Source organism: Saccharospirillum alexandrii (assembly GCF_004000275.1).
Lineage (GTDB): Bacteria > Pseudomonadota > Gammaproteobacteria > Pseudomonadales > Natronospirillaceae > Saccharospirillum > Saccharospirillum alexandrii.
Genome location: NZ_RCIP01000002.1, coordinates 559,874 through 574,407, shown reverse-complemented (window position 1 = coordinate 574,407; position 14,534 = coordinate 559,874). Strand labels below are relative to the sequence as shown.

The following is a 14,534-nucleotide window of genomic DNA, read 5'->3' as shown; positions in this document are numbered from 1 at the left end:
GAATTCCTCTCATCAAGCGCTTGCGCCCGCCCGGGGGAAGGGCGGTATAATGCGCGCCATGAGCAAATCCAAGAAAAGCACCGTCCACACAGGCGGTACCATCGCCCAGAATAAACGAGCCCGCCACGAATATCATATCGAAGAAAAGTATGAGGCCGGGCTGGTACTGTTGGGCTGGGAAGTCAAAAGCCTGCGCGCAGGCAAGGCACAGCTGGTCGACAGCTACGTCATCTTCAAGGACAACGAGGCCTGGCTGATCGGTGCCCATTTTTCACCGCTGGAAGCCGCCTCAACCCACGTGATTGCCGATCCTACGCGCACTCGCAAGCTGCTGCTCAACCGCAAGGAGATCGATAAAATCTCCCGCCAGTCCGAGCAGGATGGCTATACAGCGGTCTGTTTGTCTCTGTTCTGGAAGAAAAACAAGGTCAAGGCCGACATTGCCCTGGTAAAAGGCAAGAAATTGCACGATAAGCGGGCCACTATCAAGGAACGCGAATGGGGCCGGCAGAAGCAGCGGGTGCTGAAGGCGTATAATACCTGACGCCTTCGTGTTAAACTGTAGGGCTGCTGAAAGGGGCTTGAACTGTGATGGTTCGGCACCATTTAATGGGTTGTAGAGAAATTGCATTACGTTTTAGAAAGTCAGGAAGAACCACCAGAGTTTGGTCATCACGGATGAATGACACACCAGTTTCGGGGGCGACATGGCTTCGACGCGGGTTACAAAGCTCAAGGTGCATGCCGAGATGGTAGCCAATCTCGTAAAACCAAAGCTGCAAACTCATAGTTGCAAACGATGACAACTACGAAGGTTACGCGCTAGCCGCATAATCCTTCAAACTGGACCCATTAACCGGTCCGGCGGTCACTGTCCTGTGCCTGAACGGGGCTGCTGACTGTCAATAATTCAGGATCGCAGTGTAAGGTTGTCTGGGCCGGAGCTGCTAAAACCTAATTCCAGGCTCCCCGAGTCGCACCTGTCCTTCGGTAACGGCAAGGGTAAATTAAAGAAGTGACTAAGCATGTAGGACCGAGAGTAGAGGGCTTGCGGACGCGGGTTCGATTCCCGCCGCCTCCACCAATCAAAAAAAAGGGCCACCCTCAGGGGTGTCGTTTACAGCATACCTTGTCACAAAATGACAAAGTATGCTGTAAACGACCAGGGTGGCCTTTTAATATCAATGAGTTACCTATTTTTGACATCGTATGCTGTAAGTAATGATTAATAATTTTGGGTTATGCCAGCATACTCTGTCATTAACCTGACCAAGCGGTCATCTTCTAGAAGTTTCTTCGGCTGTTTGAGCCACATCCAGATGACGGTATTCCCCTCCCATTGCTGCTTTCAATAAGCTGTTTACACTTCCCCCCATTCGAGAACCTTCAAGTTTTTTGGGAGCCGGGCAAAACAGTTGCCAGATAGCTGTCAATCCAGTTGCCTGCTAATATGATAGTCATGGTTTTGGCTCCGATGCGCGGAAGGGTCCTATGAAAAAGAAAGTGTACACTGAGCAGGAGTTATTAGAGGATCTTGACGCTGAGTCCGCCCAAGCCGACGAACTAGCCAAACTGCTTCCGCAAGAACTTACACCGTTAGAGCGCCTCAAAGGCTCGGTCTTAAGCTATGAGCAGCCATTTGATTCGGTATGGGTTGACTGTTCTGATTCAGAAGAACGCTCTAATGTGCAGGAACCATAGTAGGTGTTTTGACAGACCTTGGTGACAATATGAGTATATTTGACAGTCTTAAAGTGTCTTTAGAAGAAGCCGTAGAAATCAAGAACGGGGAGCAGACCGCCTCAAAAGTATCTACATTTGAGGTAACCGATGTACAAACGGGAAAGACACAGCAAAGTGGATTCAAATATGAATTTACTACAGCACTGGGCACCAGGATTGGTATTGTTAAAATAAAGTAGTACAAAAAAGCGAGCAACAGCACTTCAGGAACACCATTCCGTTTCATATATTAAAGCTATCATAAATATATTAGAGATAGATATGCTGTATGCGTGACTCTCCAAATCCTCCCCTCTGCCAAGTTTGACCTTCGACAACATAGGTTCACAATTTTATTAGAGTACATACTGCTCCGCTCAAATACCGACTTTAGAGCCCATTCAAGCATCAAAGAGTCTTGTGGTGTCGATTTCAGTAAAAGTCTGAACAATGGTAAGCGATCCATTAACCCCATGATCTCACTAAGCTGTTAAGTCAATGTTCCATGGCAGTAATGCATCGATCTCATCATCAGATGTAGCCAGCGGCAGCTGCTCAAAGACCCGCTTCAGATAGTGGTAAGGTTCCAGGCCATTGGCCTTCGCCGTTTCCATGATCGAGTACCGCACAGCACTAGCTTTGGCCCCGTTGACTGTGTCACTGAACAACCAGTTTTTGCGCCCCACAATGAACGGTCTTATTGCGTTTTCTGCACCGTTGTTGTCGATGGGCATAGCGCCATTATCCAGATAATGCATCAGACCATGCCGCTGGTTCAGCGCATAGTTGATCGCTATACGCAGTTTGCTTTTCGGTGTCACTGAATGCTGCTTTTTCTCCAGGTTCTGATAGAGCTTTTCCAGTATCGGCGTGGCTTCCTGCTGCCGGATGGCCTGCTTTTGCTACCGGTGGCAGCGGCTGGAGTTGCTTTTCAACACCGTAGAGCTTACTGATCTCAGCCAGGATGGCCGTGATCGCCGGGCTTTTTTTGCCCTTGGGTAATGCCTTTTCAGCGTCAATGAACTTGCGCCGTGCATGTGCCCAGCAGTGTCCATGCTGCAAGCCATACAGTTCGGCGGTTTTGTTGTAGCCGGCATAACCATCTGTGACCAGCACACCCTGGTAACCCCGCAACAACTGCGCGGCGATGGCTCCGCTTCGGCTCGGGCTGTAATGATAGAGAGTAACATCCGGCCTTCGGCCGTGTTCATCCGGGGGTGATAACCCGCGTCGGACCCACATGTAGGATTGGCTGCCAGGGTTTTTGTCGGGTTCCTTGTTGACCTGCAGTCGGGTTTCATCCATCAGGATGACCTGGGCGGTTTTTAGGGTCGCTTCGAACCGCTCGATCAGCGGCCCAACCTTGTCGCTGGCCTGGATGTGCCAACGCGCCAGGGTGTTGCGCGGGATATCAATGCCGTGACGGGCTAGGATGTTCGATTGGCGGTGCAGTGGGACACTGTCCTGGAAATTGCTGACCAGAGTGTACGCCAGCAGGCCGGGTCCGGCGTTGCTCTTTGGCAGCAAGCTGGCCGGTCTATCTGCCGTCTGGACGCCCCGTTATTCACAGCACGGGCAGGCATACAGATGACGCACGTGGTGTTCGACGTAGAGCTTGGCCGGAATGAACTCCAGCCGTTCACTGGTCTCGGCGCCGATGCGTGCTTTGGGTTGGCCACAGTCACACACTTTATCGGCTTCCGGGAGGTTTTGTTCGATGACTTCACGGGGTAGGTCGTCCGGCAGGGGCTTGCGACCAGAGGCCTTGTGGCGAGTGTCTGGGCGTCGTAATTCATGCGCCCAGATTATCACAAAGCCCGTTAAGCCGGGATCATAACAGTGTTAAAGTTCAGCGGGGAATGCGGCGTCAACCGTTCGATGTCGATGCCATCCAGCAGCCAACTGAACTGTTGGATGGTCAGTTCTGATAGCTGCTTGGGCCACTTGAAGCGTTGTTTTTCAAGACGCTTGTACCAGAGCACAAAGCCGTTGGTTTCCCAGTACAGCAGCTTCACTTTGTCGCGCTGGCGATTGCAGAACACGAACAGGGCGGGTTGGAACGGAGACAATTCCACTTCCAGCTCGACCAGGCCGTCAATGCTCTTGCGCATGTCGCATGGTTCGCGATAGACAAACACCTGCTCCACTGGCCATTGCCGAGGCCTCATGATGACAACGCAGCCAGGACAGCGCGTAACCGGCTCGCCGGTACAGTCATCCAGACCGGTTGGCCATTGGCCAGTTGTGTTTTGAGTTCAATGCCAGCGTCCGGTATTGAACTCGTGGACGTTGTGCTCGGGACCGCCACAATAGACGAGTCCGCACTTTTTACGCGACAGGATGCATGCTCTACCGGCACGAGCCAGCCCTTTTTGCGCAAGGTATAGCGGTAGTTGTAGATCGCATCGATCCGGATGCTCAGTTGTTTGGCCAGTGCTTTCATGGACTGGCCATTAGCTTCAGTATCTTGGAGCTGTTTCAGGTAGTACGCTTGCTTGGGGGTTAGAGGGCTATTGCTCATGGTAGTCTCCGTTGAGTGAACAGAGGCCACGCTATCGCATTAGACTGAGCATCTTTAGATGTGGTTTGTGGAGAGGTTACTGTTATTCTATTATCGTTAGCCATGGTATTGCTCATTAAATTAACGCCTGAAATAGTCAGCATATTCAGTTGTTTATAGTCTAATAGAACACTTTCCATTTCTGTCAGAAAACCGGCAGCAGTGGCAGTGGTTGTGGTGCAAACCTGATAAGTAGCTGTCGCGGTAGCCAGCTACTTGTTTGTATACCTGTTCGAATTTCTTATCCACTATAGTTTGAGAGCCTTAGAAATACCGAGCACTTCAAATCGGGCATATCCCGTATTTGTCATGGCAGGAATTTTTCGATAATAGCGATTTTCTCGTCACGCGCTCTCTCTAAGTGCCGAGTCAAATATTTGGACGCATCTCTCAGGTTTCCTGATTCAATAATATCCAGGATGTGAATGTGTTCTTCACACTCAACTTTGGAAGACTCGCGATGTGAATAAATATTGTATTCAATCAGTCGGCGGAGCCTATTAGCCCGTTTTATCCCCTCAAACAGGAAGTTGTTATTTGAGCAAGCGACAATACTCTCGTGAAAATAACTGCCTCGCTTATACATTTCACCATCGCTCTGCTTTTCTGCTCCATCTTTTAATCGCTGCTCCTGCATAAGTCGCAATTGGCGAAACAATGTCAAATCAACCGAATAGGTAGGCTCAAGCAATGCTGTTGGCTCTATCAATATTCGATAGCGGAAGCATTGATCATACGTCTCACGAGAAGTAAGAAAATCATTGAATTCCCACCCGTACCCGATTAGCCGTCGAATCCAGCCCTCAGCCTCCATGGCAGTAGTGGCGGTTTGGGCCACACTTCGGGTCGTGTTGTACTGTTTAGCGATATCCGCATCCGTGAAGGTAGCCGAAAGCTGTCCTCTCAAATAATCACGCGCTATGGTAAAACAGATTTGGGGTAGTGAACCTTCCCCCTGATGCAACACTGCCTCTTGATACAATGGGCTGGATTTTTCAGCGCGTATCAGGAAGAAACCCTTGTTCGGCTCTTTCCGAAGACACCCGCTCTCTGCCAGAAACTGAAACGCCGATCGGACCGGTGTTCTTGACACTTTTAACTGTTCGGCAAAGTAGGACTCAGGTAAATGACTACCTGGCTCATACCCCTTGTCGTAGATCATTTTATAGATGTTTTTCGCAAGCAGTTCTGTCGATCTTGATTTTTTAATTGATGTCGTCATATGCGAATAGCGCCTTGCTGCAAGCCTGACCCGCTCAGACTTGACTACCAAATATCTGGTTACTCTACATTATTTTTATTCCCTCGGAAATACCACACAGAACAACTAAAACACCCATAATTTGGTCCTTACAGCCGAAAAACTAATTGCTCAAGCCTACTTTTTGTATTACTGTTTCAAAAAATACAATAAATCAGGGCTACCTTAGCAAGCGGTTATCTGATGCACACACAGATTTTGAAGTCTAGCCACACTTGCTGGCGTGTCAATCAACCAGTGTTTGAGTGACGTTGCAGACTAATGTCAGAATTAGAAACAACAGGACAATGCATTTCTATGATTACAGATGCCACCGGCTCTTTAAACACAGGCAACCAGGTGTTCAATTACGTTGATCTGAAGCAGTGCTTTGGCGACAAACTGACCCAATTGCCCATAGTGCTGAGACTCCTGCTTGAAAATGTACTTCGCACAGCCACCGGGCTAGAGCGGGAAGAGGCCGCCAAAGCCATCGAAACCTGGCTGTCTGGAGGTTCAAGTTCAGCAGAGATTCCTTACCGTCCTGGCCGAATACTGATGCATGACACAACAAGTACGCCGGCTCTGGTTGATATTGCTGCCATGAGAGACGCAGTAGCTGAAGCTGGCGGGGACCCCAGTGCATTAAGACCTATGCTGCCGGTTGATGTGTCAATTGATCACTCCGTCGCTGTTGAAGCCTATGCAAGTCGCACCGCTGTACAGGAAAATCTGCAACACGAGATTCGTCGAAATAACGAGCGCTACCGGTTTCTTAAATGGGCTTCACAGGCATTGGAAGGCGTACGGATTCACCCTCCTGGTACCGGTATCATGCATACCATAAACCTTGAGCAGCTGGCTACGGTGGTAACCTATGATGCTCGTGAAGACAGTGTCTGGCTTGCACCGGATATGATGATCGGTACGGATAGCCATACTCCAATGATCAATGGCATAGGCGTACTGGGCTGGGGTGTTGGCGGGCTCGAAGCAGAAATGGTGATGTTCGGTATACCGCTAATGCTGCGATTACCAGAGGTTGTAGGCGTCAGGCTGGTCGGAAAGTTACAGGCAGGCACTCAGGCAACAGATCTGGCCCTGGTTGTCACCAAACGGTTGAGAGAACTGGACGTAACAGGGCAATTTGTGGAGTTTTTCGGGCCTGGGGTGAGTGCCTTGACGGCGGGTGATCGATCGGTGATCGCAAACATGGCACCAGAATACGGTGCAACAACCGGCTACTTTGGTGTTGACCTGCAAACAATCGACTATTTACGGTCTACGGGCCGCTCTGAGGAACTAATTTCACTAGTGGAAAGTTACTTCAAGGCTACCGACCTCTGGTTCGACCCGTTAGCGTTTCCTACCTATACGAAAACCATTGAAATTGACCTGGATCAAGTAGGCATTCACGTAGCTGGCCCAACACGGCCACAGGACTTGCATGATTATGGCGACGTGGCACATGTACTGTCGAAACTGAATTTTCAACCCCTACCGGGTTCACGGCTACCCCGGCATCCGGTAGCCATAGCCGCGATCACCAGTTGCACCAATACCAGCGACCCCAAATTATTGATAACTGCAGGGTTGTTGGCTCGTAATCTTCGCTTAGCTGGGCTCAAACCTCCAGCCTGGGTAAAAACGTCGCTGGCGCCTGGGTCACCTGCGGCGGCCAACTACCTAAAAAAGGCGGGCCTGATGGACGACTTATCGGCCATTGGATTTGACATCGTCGGGTACGGCTGCACAACCTGCATTGGTAATCCTGGCCCCCTGACCGAAATTATCCGTAAAGACCAGATCGACGGACATTGCAGGCCTGTGGCGATACTGTCCGGCAATCGAAACTTTCCAGGAAGGGTTCATCCAGATCTGGATCTTGGGTTTATCATGTCGCCGGCCATGGTGCTTGCATTTGCAGTAGCCGGTGATGCGGAGATCAACCTGAGACAAAACCCGGTTGGATTCGACAGGGAAGGCAACCCCATGATGCTTCGCGACCTTTGGCCAGCCAGTGAGGAGGTAGAGACCATTGTCAGCAGTATTGAGTCAACCATTTATCAGAAAGACTTTCTGATCGCGAGCCAGAATTCAGACTGGCAAGCACTGGAATCCTCTGAACAAGCCCTGTTCCCCTGGAACAGTGAATCGACCACCTTACGCAGACCACCTTTCGCGACCTCGACTGAAGGCTCTCAACTCGGCACCTATTCAGCCTACCCACTATTGTTACTTGGCGACGATGTAACCACCGATCATATCTCTCCAGCTAGCGCGATTCCAAAAGACAGCAATGTGGCGGACTTCCTTGTCGAGCGTGGTGATTCTAGAGATGACCTCAATGTTTTCGCTTCCAGGCGAGGAAATTGGGAAGTCATGATGCGTGCGACTTTTCACAACAAGGCCGTTCGTAATGGACTCACCCCCGACGGGCCTGTAGCACACACCCTGCACATCCCAACCGGAGAAGTTGTCCAGCTGGTAGAAGCAGCTCGGCGGTATCGCGAACACGACGACTCAGTCGTTGTTGTCGCAGGTGAACGCTATGGCATGGGCTCATCAAGAGACTGGGCGGCCAAAGGGCAGCGCCTACTCGGTATAAGAGCCGTTCTTGCCATCAGTTTTGAGCGCATACACCGCACGAACCTCATAGGAATGGGTATCCTGCCATTGCAAATCCCGCAGAATTACCGATCGGCCATGCTGTCGCTAAATGCGGGCTCTGTCATACACATTGATGTCCAGCCAGACGCACTGAGCCCGCGAGCAGCCGTACCAATTAAGGTCGAACAATCAGATGGCAGCTCGCTCGAATTCAATTGCGAAGCACAGGTTGATACCCAGGCTGAAGTGGCGCTTTTACGTGCAGGTGGCGCCATTCCGTTCATTCTGGCCAGAAACCAGGCTCACTGAGTCAATTGCACGGGGTCAACTAACATTGAGGTAGCACTATATGAACAAATCTCAGATACGCAATGCCCTAGCGCCGACGGGAAAGCTGCGCACCACGATCAATACCGGGAATCCGATACTCGCAAGAAAAGGCACAGCTACTGAAGAACCTTGTGGCGTTTCGGTTGACCTAGCTAAAGCAATCGCCGCTGACCTAGATATTGAGCTCGCTTTACAAGTGTTCGACTCCGCCGGAGAGGCAGTCACAGCCGTCACTGAACAAAGAGCAGACATGGGTTTCTTTGCACTGGACCCGGTTCGTGCTGAATCAATCACCTTTACTGAACCCTATATACTGATCGAAGGGTGCTACTTGGTTACACAAGACTCCCCCCTACAGAGCTCCAGGGAAGTAGACGCTCCAGGTATTCAGGTTGTGGTCGGCAAAGGCAGCGCTTATGACCTGTATCTCTCTCGCCAACTCCGACAGGCGCAGATTGTACGCTCGGAGACCTCTCCTGGCGTGGTCCCATACTTTATGGAGCACCAGGCCGACGTGGCCGCTGGAGTAAGACAACAACTGGAACAAAGCGCTGAAGAATTTGGACGACTAAGAATTCTGCCTGAACAGTTTATGATGATTCAACAGGCCATGGGCGTACCAGCGGCACGTCATTCCGTGGCGAGCAACTATCTTATTCGATTCATTCGGGAAGCAAAACAGTCTGGTCTGGTGAGCTCATTATTAACGCGTCACGGTATTCATGGCGCCTCTGTGGCACCGCTTTCCTGAATGAACCGCCAAAATTCTGCTTACGGGAGCTTGTCGGGCTCCTGACTTTTATACCTCCCGTAAGCATCAACTACAAAGAAGATACAAAATCGTGCCGACAGCAGGGTTGACGTGGTCAGAACTTCGCCTTAAAATGTATTTATATTAATAAAAATACAAAAGGTTTAGAGTGAAATACAATCCGAACCCAAGAATCTACCTGATTCATGCTGTTAAAGCCGCCATGCTACCTGTGCAGGAGCAACTCTCAGTACAATGGCCAGAAGCAGAGATATGTAATCTACTTGATGACTCGCTCGAACGGGACAAGACTAAACCCGGAGCTGACTTGTCTGGCAGAATTCTGGATCTGACCTACACAGCTGTCAAATCCGGGGCTAATGGCATTCTGTTCACTTGCTCTGCCTTCGGAGAAGCCATCGAGTCGGCTGCCGCCCAATTCAGAATCCCCGTCCTAAAACCAAACGAAGCCATGTTCCACCAGGCTATCAACACCGGCAAGCGCGTGGCTATGCTTGCAACCTTCGAGCCCGCCATGGCCGGCATGGAACGTGAGTTTCAGGAAATGCTCGGCACCCAACATCGACCGGTTGAGTTTCTACCCGTCTTTGTACCAGGTGCACGCGACGCGCTAAATGCAGGGGACATCGACACTCACGACAAGTTGGTTGCTGAATGCGCATCGAATCTGGAAGGGGTCGATACAATTATGCTGGCTCATTTCTCAACCGCTAGTGCGCTTTCAACCGTCACTGCCCTTACAAATGCCGCAGTACTTACAAGCCCGGCTACTGCTGTAGCGATGCTTAGGGAAAGTGTGCAACACGCTTTAACACAAACAAAACCACCGCAGTAAAACCACCCAAAATGCCGTTACTTATCAGCTACTCGGGTAGCTGCCAAGTCGGTAACGACTTTCAGCAAAGAGAGGAATCTATAATGAAGTTTCTTGTTTTGCCAGGTGATGGCATCGGTCCGGAAATCATCAGCGCTTCAGTCGATGTACTTGAAGCAGCCAACAAAAAATTCGATCTTGGCATCGAACTTGAGTATGACGAAGTCGGATTTGTCAGCCTGGAGAAATACGGGACCACCTTGCGCGACGAGGTATTGGAAAAAGCAAAAAGTTTTGACGGTGTAATCCTCGGTACACAGCAACACGCAGACTATCCGGCCCCAGAAAAAGGCGGACGCAACGTTTCGGCTGGCTTTCGCGTCGGCCTCGATCTGTATGCCAACGTAAGACCTGCACGTACCCGGCCGTTCATCGAATCCAACATGAGGGCAGGTAAGAGCATGGACCTGGTGATCATGCGTGAAGCTACTGAAGGGTTTTATCCGGATCGCAACATGGCGCGCGGTTGGGCTGAAGTCATGCCCGACAACGATATGGCTTTGTCAATCCGCAAGATCACTCGTAAGGGCAGTGAACGCATTGCCCGCCAAGCTTTCACACTAGCTATGAAACGGCGTAAAAAGGTCACTGCCATCCACAAGTCCAACAGCTTTCATATGACTGATGGCCTGTTTCTTGAGGCCGTATACGACGTTGCCAAGCAGTTCCCAGAAGTGGAGGTCGATGACATGCTGGTAGATGCCTCCACCGCACACATGGTAAGAAACCCAGAAAAATTTGATGTACTTGTTGCTACCAACTTCTATGGCGACATCATCAGCGATCTGGCCAGTGAACTGGCAGGCAGCCTGGGACTGGCAGGTTCAATAATGGCCAGCGATGACAACTGCTGTGCACAGGCACAGCATGGTTCAGCACCGGACATTGCAGGTAAGAATGTCGCCAATCCGGTTTCAATGATCCTGTCTGTCGCTATGCTTTTGCATTGGATCGGCGAGAACAAATCAATGGAAAAATACATACAGGCTGCCAAAGCCATGAACGATGCAATTGATAACGTTCTGCGTGATGAGTCAAAAAGAACCCGCGACCTCGGTGGACAATACGATTGCAGTGGCTTTGGCGAGGCGGTTGCTAAAGAAGTCTAAATGGTGCTTTTTTAAGCAAAATGAAAAGATGCCAAATATACATGTGTATGGCTCGCCGTCAGCTTTCACCACTCGGGCTGCTGACGGCACATACTGCCCTGTAGGCTCATGGCCATCAGAGCGGTAGTCATTTAATACAGCCGATATTAACTTGAAAACTGACTACTTAAGTGAGCGTAGGAATGAGCATAGTACTGGGTGTTGTTGCCGATGACTTTACCGGTGCAACCGATATTGCGAACAACCTTGTCCGTTCAGGCATGAAATGCATACTGTTAATCGGCGTACCAGGCTCGAAAACAGATATCACCGAAGCCGATGCTGTCGTAGTCGCTCTTAAGTCAAGATCCTGCGATGTCAATCAAGCCATCAATGATTCCGTGAGCAGCGTTTCCTGGCTTAAGGATCAGGGTGCAAAACAGATATTCTTCAAGTACTGCTCTACCTTTGATTCTACCGAAAAGGGCAACATTGGCCCTGTTTCTGACGCGCTGATGAAGCTATTGGTCACGAAGCAAACGGTTTTTGTACCCGCATTCCCTGAAAATGGGAGAACGGTATACCAAGGTAATCTGTTCGTCGGTGATCGCCTGTTAAATGAAAGCGGTATGGAACAGCATCCACTAAACCCAATGAAAGACTCAAACGTTGTTCGACTTCTGAAATCCCAAACGCAGTATGGCGTAGGTTTGATCAATCGCCAGCTTATCGAGCAAGGTGCTCAAGCTGTCCGAACAGCAATGGAAGACCTTAGAAGTGAAGATAAGTGTCACATAGTTTGCGACGCTATCAACGATGGAGACTTGGAAGTGCTGGCTACGGCCGTGGTAGATCTGCCCCTGGTAACCGGCGGTTCGGGATTGGCCAAGGCCCTGCCACACGCTTACCGGGCTCGTGGCTGGCTTCAGGATCGGAAACAACCCGGTTATTTGTCCAGTGACAGCGGTGCACAATTCATACTGTCAGGCAGCTGTTCGCGAATGACCCTTGCACAGCTGGATCACTTTTTGAAAGATCACCAGGGGTTTCCGCTCAACCCGCTTAAGCTTGCCTCAGAAGGTGAAGCACACATTGCAGAGGCGCTCACCTTTGCAACTAACAATATGAAGCGTGGGACACCGGCCATTATTTATGCGTCAGCCAATCCGCAAACGGTTGAGGCCGCACAGAAGTCACTTGGCCGAGAGAAATCAGGTGAACTGGTAGAAAATGCCTTAGGTGAACTGGCAAAAGCTCTGGTTGCTCTTGGCACAAGTCGCTTGATTGTAGCCGGCGGAGAATCGTCAGGGGCCGTGGTGTCAGCATTGGATATTGCACAACTGCGAGTGGGTGATCAGATCGACCCCGGCGTACCGTGGACACAGACCATCGCCGACGGCACCAGTAGACCCCTGCTACTCGCACTGAAATCAGGGAACTTCGGCACCGTCGATTTCTTCAGCAAGGCGTTCAAACTGCTGGATAATCCTAATACTGGGGAGCATTGAGCCATGACAACCGAATCCAAGCAACGAGAAGAGATTGCACTGATTGGACAATCACTGTTCGATCGCGGGCTGACCATGGGTTCCAGTGGCAACATCAGTGTTCGTACTTCCGATGGTGGCTGGTTGATGACCCCTACCAACGCCTGTCTGGGTCGACTCGACCCGGATCGAATCTCTAGACTTGATGAGCAGGGTCAATGGTGCAATGGTGATAAACCCACCAAAGAATCGTTTTTACATATGACTATGTACCAGGAGAATAGGAATTCTTCAGCAGTTGTACATCTGCATTCAACCCATTCAGTGGCTGTTTCCTGCCTGCCGGAGATTGATCATTCAGACTGCATCCCACCCATTACAGCTTACTATGTAATGCGCGTTGGCAGACTGCCACTGGTTCCCTATCACATACCAGGTGACCCTGAATTGGCTGATGCTGTTCGAGGACTGGCGGGCAAGCACAGTTCAATTTTACTTGCCAATCACGGGCCAATCGTTGCAGGAAAATCCCTGGAAGCTGCTACCTATGCTATTGAAGAGCTGGAGGAGACCGCAAAGCTCTTTTTACTGCTACGGGGACACAACCCCCGTGTTCTAACTGAACAAGAAGTGGAAGAGCTTTCCCGAAAATTTGGCTAATCTAAAAATTCATTTCTGTGGCTAGCAAAAAGCTAGCCATACAGTACTTCGTCACACTCCCTTCTACTAGTTGAAATATCCACTTCTCAATATCTCAGTTCGTCTGTTTATTCATGCTTCTACTCAGCATTTATTTTTATATTTTTGAAGCAGGAGAGGAGCAATTAAATTGATCAAAACATTGCGCAACGCTTGATGAACTGAAACATATGCTGGATTAACGCCCAAAACAGTAGCCAATACAGACATTTCCGCAACACCACCAGGTACCATGGCAAGAAAGGCAACTGGTAGTGGTATCTGGGTAAAATAGGCGATGATATATGCTCCTCCTGCAGATAGCCCGGTCATAATGACTAATCCGCCTGAGGCGTACACTATCACTTGCCTCATCTTCCTGAACGATATGGTCGAAAACCTAGTGCCGGAATAAGTACCGATTACGACAAAGACGGCCGCAAGAATGGTGCTAGGAACACTTATTGATAAACCCATGGATGACATGAGAGCACAGGCAATAAGACTGGCAGTAAATTCTGGCATAGGTATCCGTACTCTTATACCTATCCAAACAGCAATCAGGCTGATCAAAATTGCTATCAGAAACCCGATCCCATCATTCTGTTCTAAGTTAGGTTCAGGCTCGAATACACCCTCTATTACTGCATATTCAGTATATAATATGGGTATCAGTGTCAACAAAGTGACCACACGGAGTAAATGAGGCAGCAAGACGTGCTCCACTTTGCCACCTACTATTACCGTAAATGGAGGTATGGTCCCAAGCCCCCCTGGAAACGCAGAACCAATTGCTTCAACCCAAGAAAAATGGGCAATCTTTTTATAATAAAACGTTCCTGCTAACGTAGTTACTAATCCGGTTAGCAACAGTACTACTATGCTTACCTTCCAGTTGATCAAGTCTTCCAGTGCATCCCCTGTAATTGAGGAACCTACAACCACGCCCATCATAAATCTGGCTGATAAGGAGAGTTTTCGGGGTATATATACCTTCACACCTAATACAGCACACAAACCAACACCGGAAATTGGTCCCAGTAGCCATGGGAATGGTATATGAAAGTATGAAAATAGACATGCAAAGCAGAGAGCAATAAATAGTGTAAAACCTGCAGACAAAAAAAGGAGAGAGGCCGAACTCAGCTTCTCTCCAAAAGGGTCGTTATTCAT

General features: G+C 49.8%; 15 protein-coding genes, 1 other RNA gene and 1 pseudogene. 10 read left to right on the top strand and 7 right to left on the bottom strand.

Annotation, left to right across the window (positions count from 1 at the left end):
- The first annotated feature begins 58 nt into the window (after positions 1-58).
- The 4 genes from smpB (at position 59) to EP166_RS10310 (ending at position 1,922) form a co-directional block, all read left to right on the top strand.
- Positions 59-544 (top strand): SsrA-binding protein SmpB, encoded by a 486-nt coding sequence (gene smpB, locus EP166_RS10325; RefSeq protein WP_127557919.1) that lies wholly within the window; start codon positions 59-61, stop codon positions 542-544.
- A 154-nt stretch (positions 545-698) separates the two neighbouring features.
- Positions 699-1,084, top strand: a transfer-messenger RNA (tmRNA) gene (gene ssrA, locus EP166_RS10320).
- Positions 1,085-1,491: 407 nt separating this feature from the next.
- Complete coding sequence (locus EP166_RS10315; protein ID WP_127556729.1) at positions 1,492-1,701, top strand: hypothetical protein; 210 nt, start codon at positions 1,492-1,494, stop codon at positions 1,699-1,701.
- 29 nt (positions 1,702-1,730) lie between these two features.
- Entirely contained in the window at positions 1,731-1,922 is a 192-nt protein-coding gene (locus EP166_RS10310; RefSeq protein ID WP_127556728.1) for a hypothetical protein, read from the top strand.
- 282 nt (positions 1,923-2,204) lie between these two features.
- Here the strand turns inward: EP166_RS10310 and EP166_RS21630 are convergent, their stop codons facing one another.
- From EP166_RS21630 to EP166_RS10280, 6 genes and pseudogenes are all read right to left on the bottom strand, one after another.
- The gene (locus EP166_RS21630) at positions 2,205-2,564 is read right to left on the bottom strand and encodes an IS66 family transposase (RefSeq protein ID WP_281276797.1); all 360 of its coding nucleotides are present in this window, start codon (positions 2,562-2,564) and stop codon (positions 2,205-2,207) included.
- Positions 2,464-3,267 (bottom strand): annotated as a pseudogene (tnpC, locus tag EP166_RS10300) (IS66 family transposase); the annotation flags it as partial. The gene EP166_RS21630 and the pseudogene tnpC, both read right to left, overlap by 101 nt.
- 15 nt (positions 3,268-3,282) lie before the next feature.
- Complete coding sequence (locus tag EP166_RS10295; RefSeq protein ID WP_127556726.1) at positions 3,283-3,534, bottom strand: IS66 family transposase zinc-finger binding domain-containing protein; 252 nt, start codon at positions 3,532-3,534, stop codon at positions 3,283-3,285.
- A gap of 8 nt (positions 3,535-3,542) precedes the next feature.
- Complete coding sequence (gene tnpB, locus EP166_RS10290) at positions 3,543-3,890, bottom strand: IS66 family insertion sequence element accessory protein TnpB (RefSeq protein ID WP_127556725.1); 348 nt, start codon at positions 3,888-3,890, stop codon at positions 3,543-3,545.
- Positions 3,887-4,243 carry a hypothetical protein gene (locus EP166_RS10285; protein WP_127556724.1) on the bottom strand — a complete coding sequence of 119 codons (357 nt, stop codon included), beginning with the start codon at positions 4,241-4,243 and terminating at the stop codon, positions 3,887-3,889. The genes tnpB and EP166_RS10285 overlap by 4 nt, the downstream gene beginning before the upstream one ends.
- A gap of 346 nt (positions 4,244-4,589) precedes the next feature.
- Positions 4,590-5,504 carry a GntR family transcriptional regulator gene (locus tag EP166_RS10280; protein ID WP_127556723.1) on the bottom strand — a complete coding sequence of 305 codons (915 nt, stop codon included), beginning with the start codon at positions 5,502-5,504 and terminating at the stop codon, positions 4,590-4,592.
- Between the two features lie 336 nt (positions 5,505-5,840).
- Between EP166_RS10280 and acnA the strand changes: the two genes are divergently transcribed.
- The 6 genes from acnA to otnC all read left to right on the top strand — a co-directional run bounded on the left by acnA (position 5,841) and on the right by otnC (position 13,343).
- The gene (gene acnA / locus EP166_RS10275; protein WP_127556722.1) at positions 5,841-8,441 is read left to right on the top strand and encodes an aconitate hydratase AcnA; all 2,601 of its coding nucleotides are present in this window, start codon (positions 5,841-5,843) and stop codon (positions 8,439-8,441) included.
- A 40-nt stretch (positions 8,442-8,481) separates the two neighbouring features.
- The gene (locus EP166_RS10270; RefSeq protein ID WP_127556721.1) at positions 8,482-9,213 is read left to right on the top strand and encodes a transporter substrate-binding domain-containing protein; all 732 of its coding nucleotides are present in this window, start codon (positions 8,482-8,484) and stop codon (positions 9,211-9,213) included.
- A gap of 169 nt (positions 9,214-9,382) precedes the next feature.
- The gene (locus EP166_RS10265; protein WP_220432542.1) at positions 9,383-10,069 is read left to right on the top strand and encodes an aspartate/glutamate racemase family protein; all 687 of its coding nucleotides are present in this window, start codon (positions 9,383-9,385) and stop codon (positions 10,067-10,069) included.
- Positions 10,070-10,152: 83 nt separating this feature from the next.
- Positions 10,153-11,217 carry an isocitrate/isopropylmalate dehydrogenase family protein gene (locus EP166_RS10260; protein ID WP_127556720.1) on the top strand — a complete coding sequence of 355 codons (1,065 nt, stop codon included), beginning with the start codon at positions 10,153-10,155 and terminating at the stop codon, positions 11,215-11,217.
- 182 nt (positions 11,218-11,399) lie between these two features.
- Positions 11,400-12,704: a 3-oxo-tetronate kinase gene (otnK, locus tag EP166_RS10255; RefSeq protein ID WP_127556719.1), complete on the top strand. Its 1,305-nt coding sequence runs from the start codon at positions 11,400-11,402 to the stop codon at positions 12,702-12,704.
- Positions 12,705-12,707: 3 nt separating this feature from the next.
- Positions 12,708-13,343 carry a 3-oxo-tetronate 4-phosphate decarboxylase gene (gene otnC / locus EP166_RS10250; RefSeq protein WP_127556718.1) on the top strand — a complete coding sequence of 212 codons (636 nt, stop codon included), beginning with the start codon at positions 12,708-12,710 and terminating at the stop codon, positions 13,341-13,343.
- A 123-nt stretch (positions 13,344-13,466) separates the two neighbouring features.
- On the opposite strand, the gene EP166_RS10245 is transcribed toward otnC, so the two are convergent.
- Positions 13,467-14,534, bottom strand: a complete 1,068-nt coding sequence (locus EP166_RS10245) for an AbrB family transcriptional regulator (RefSeq protein ID WP_127556717.1) — start codon at positions 14,532-14,534, stop codon at positions 13,467-13,469.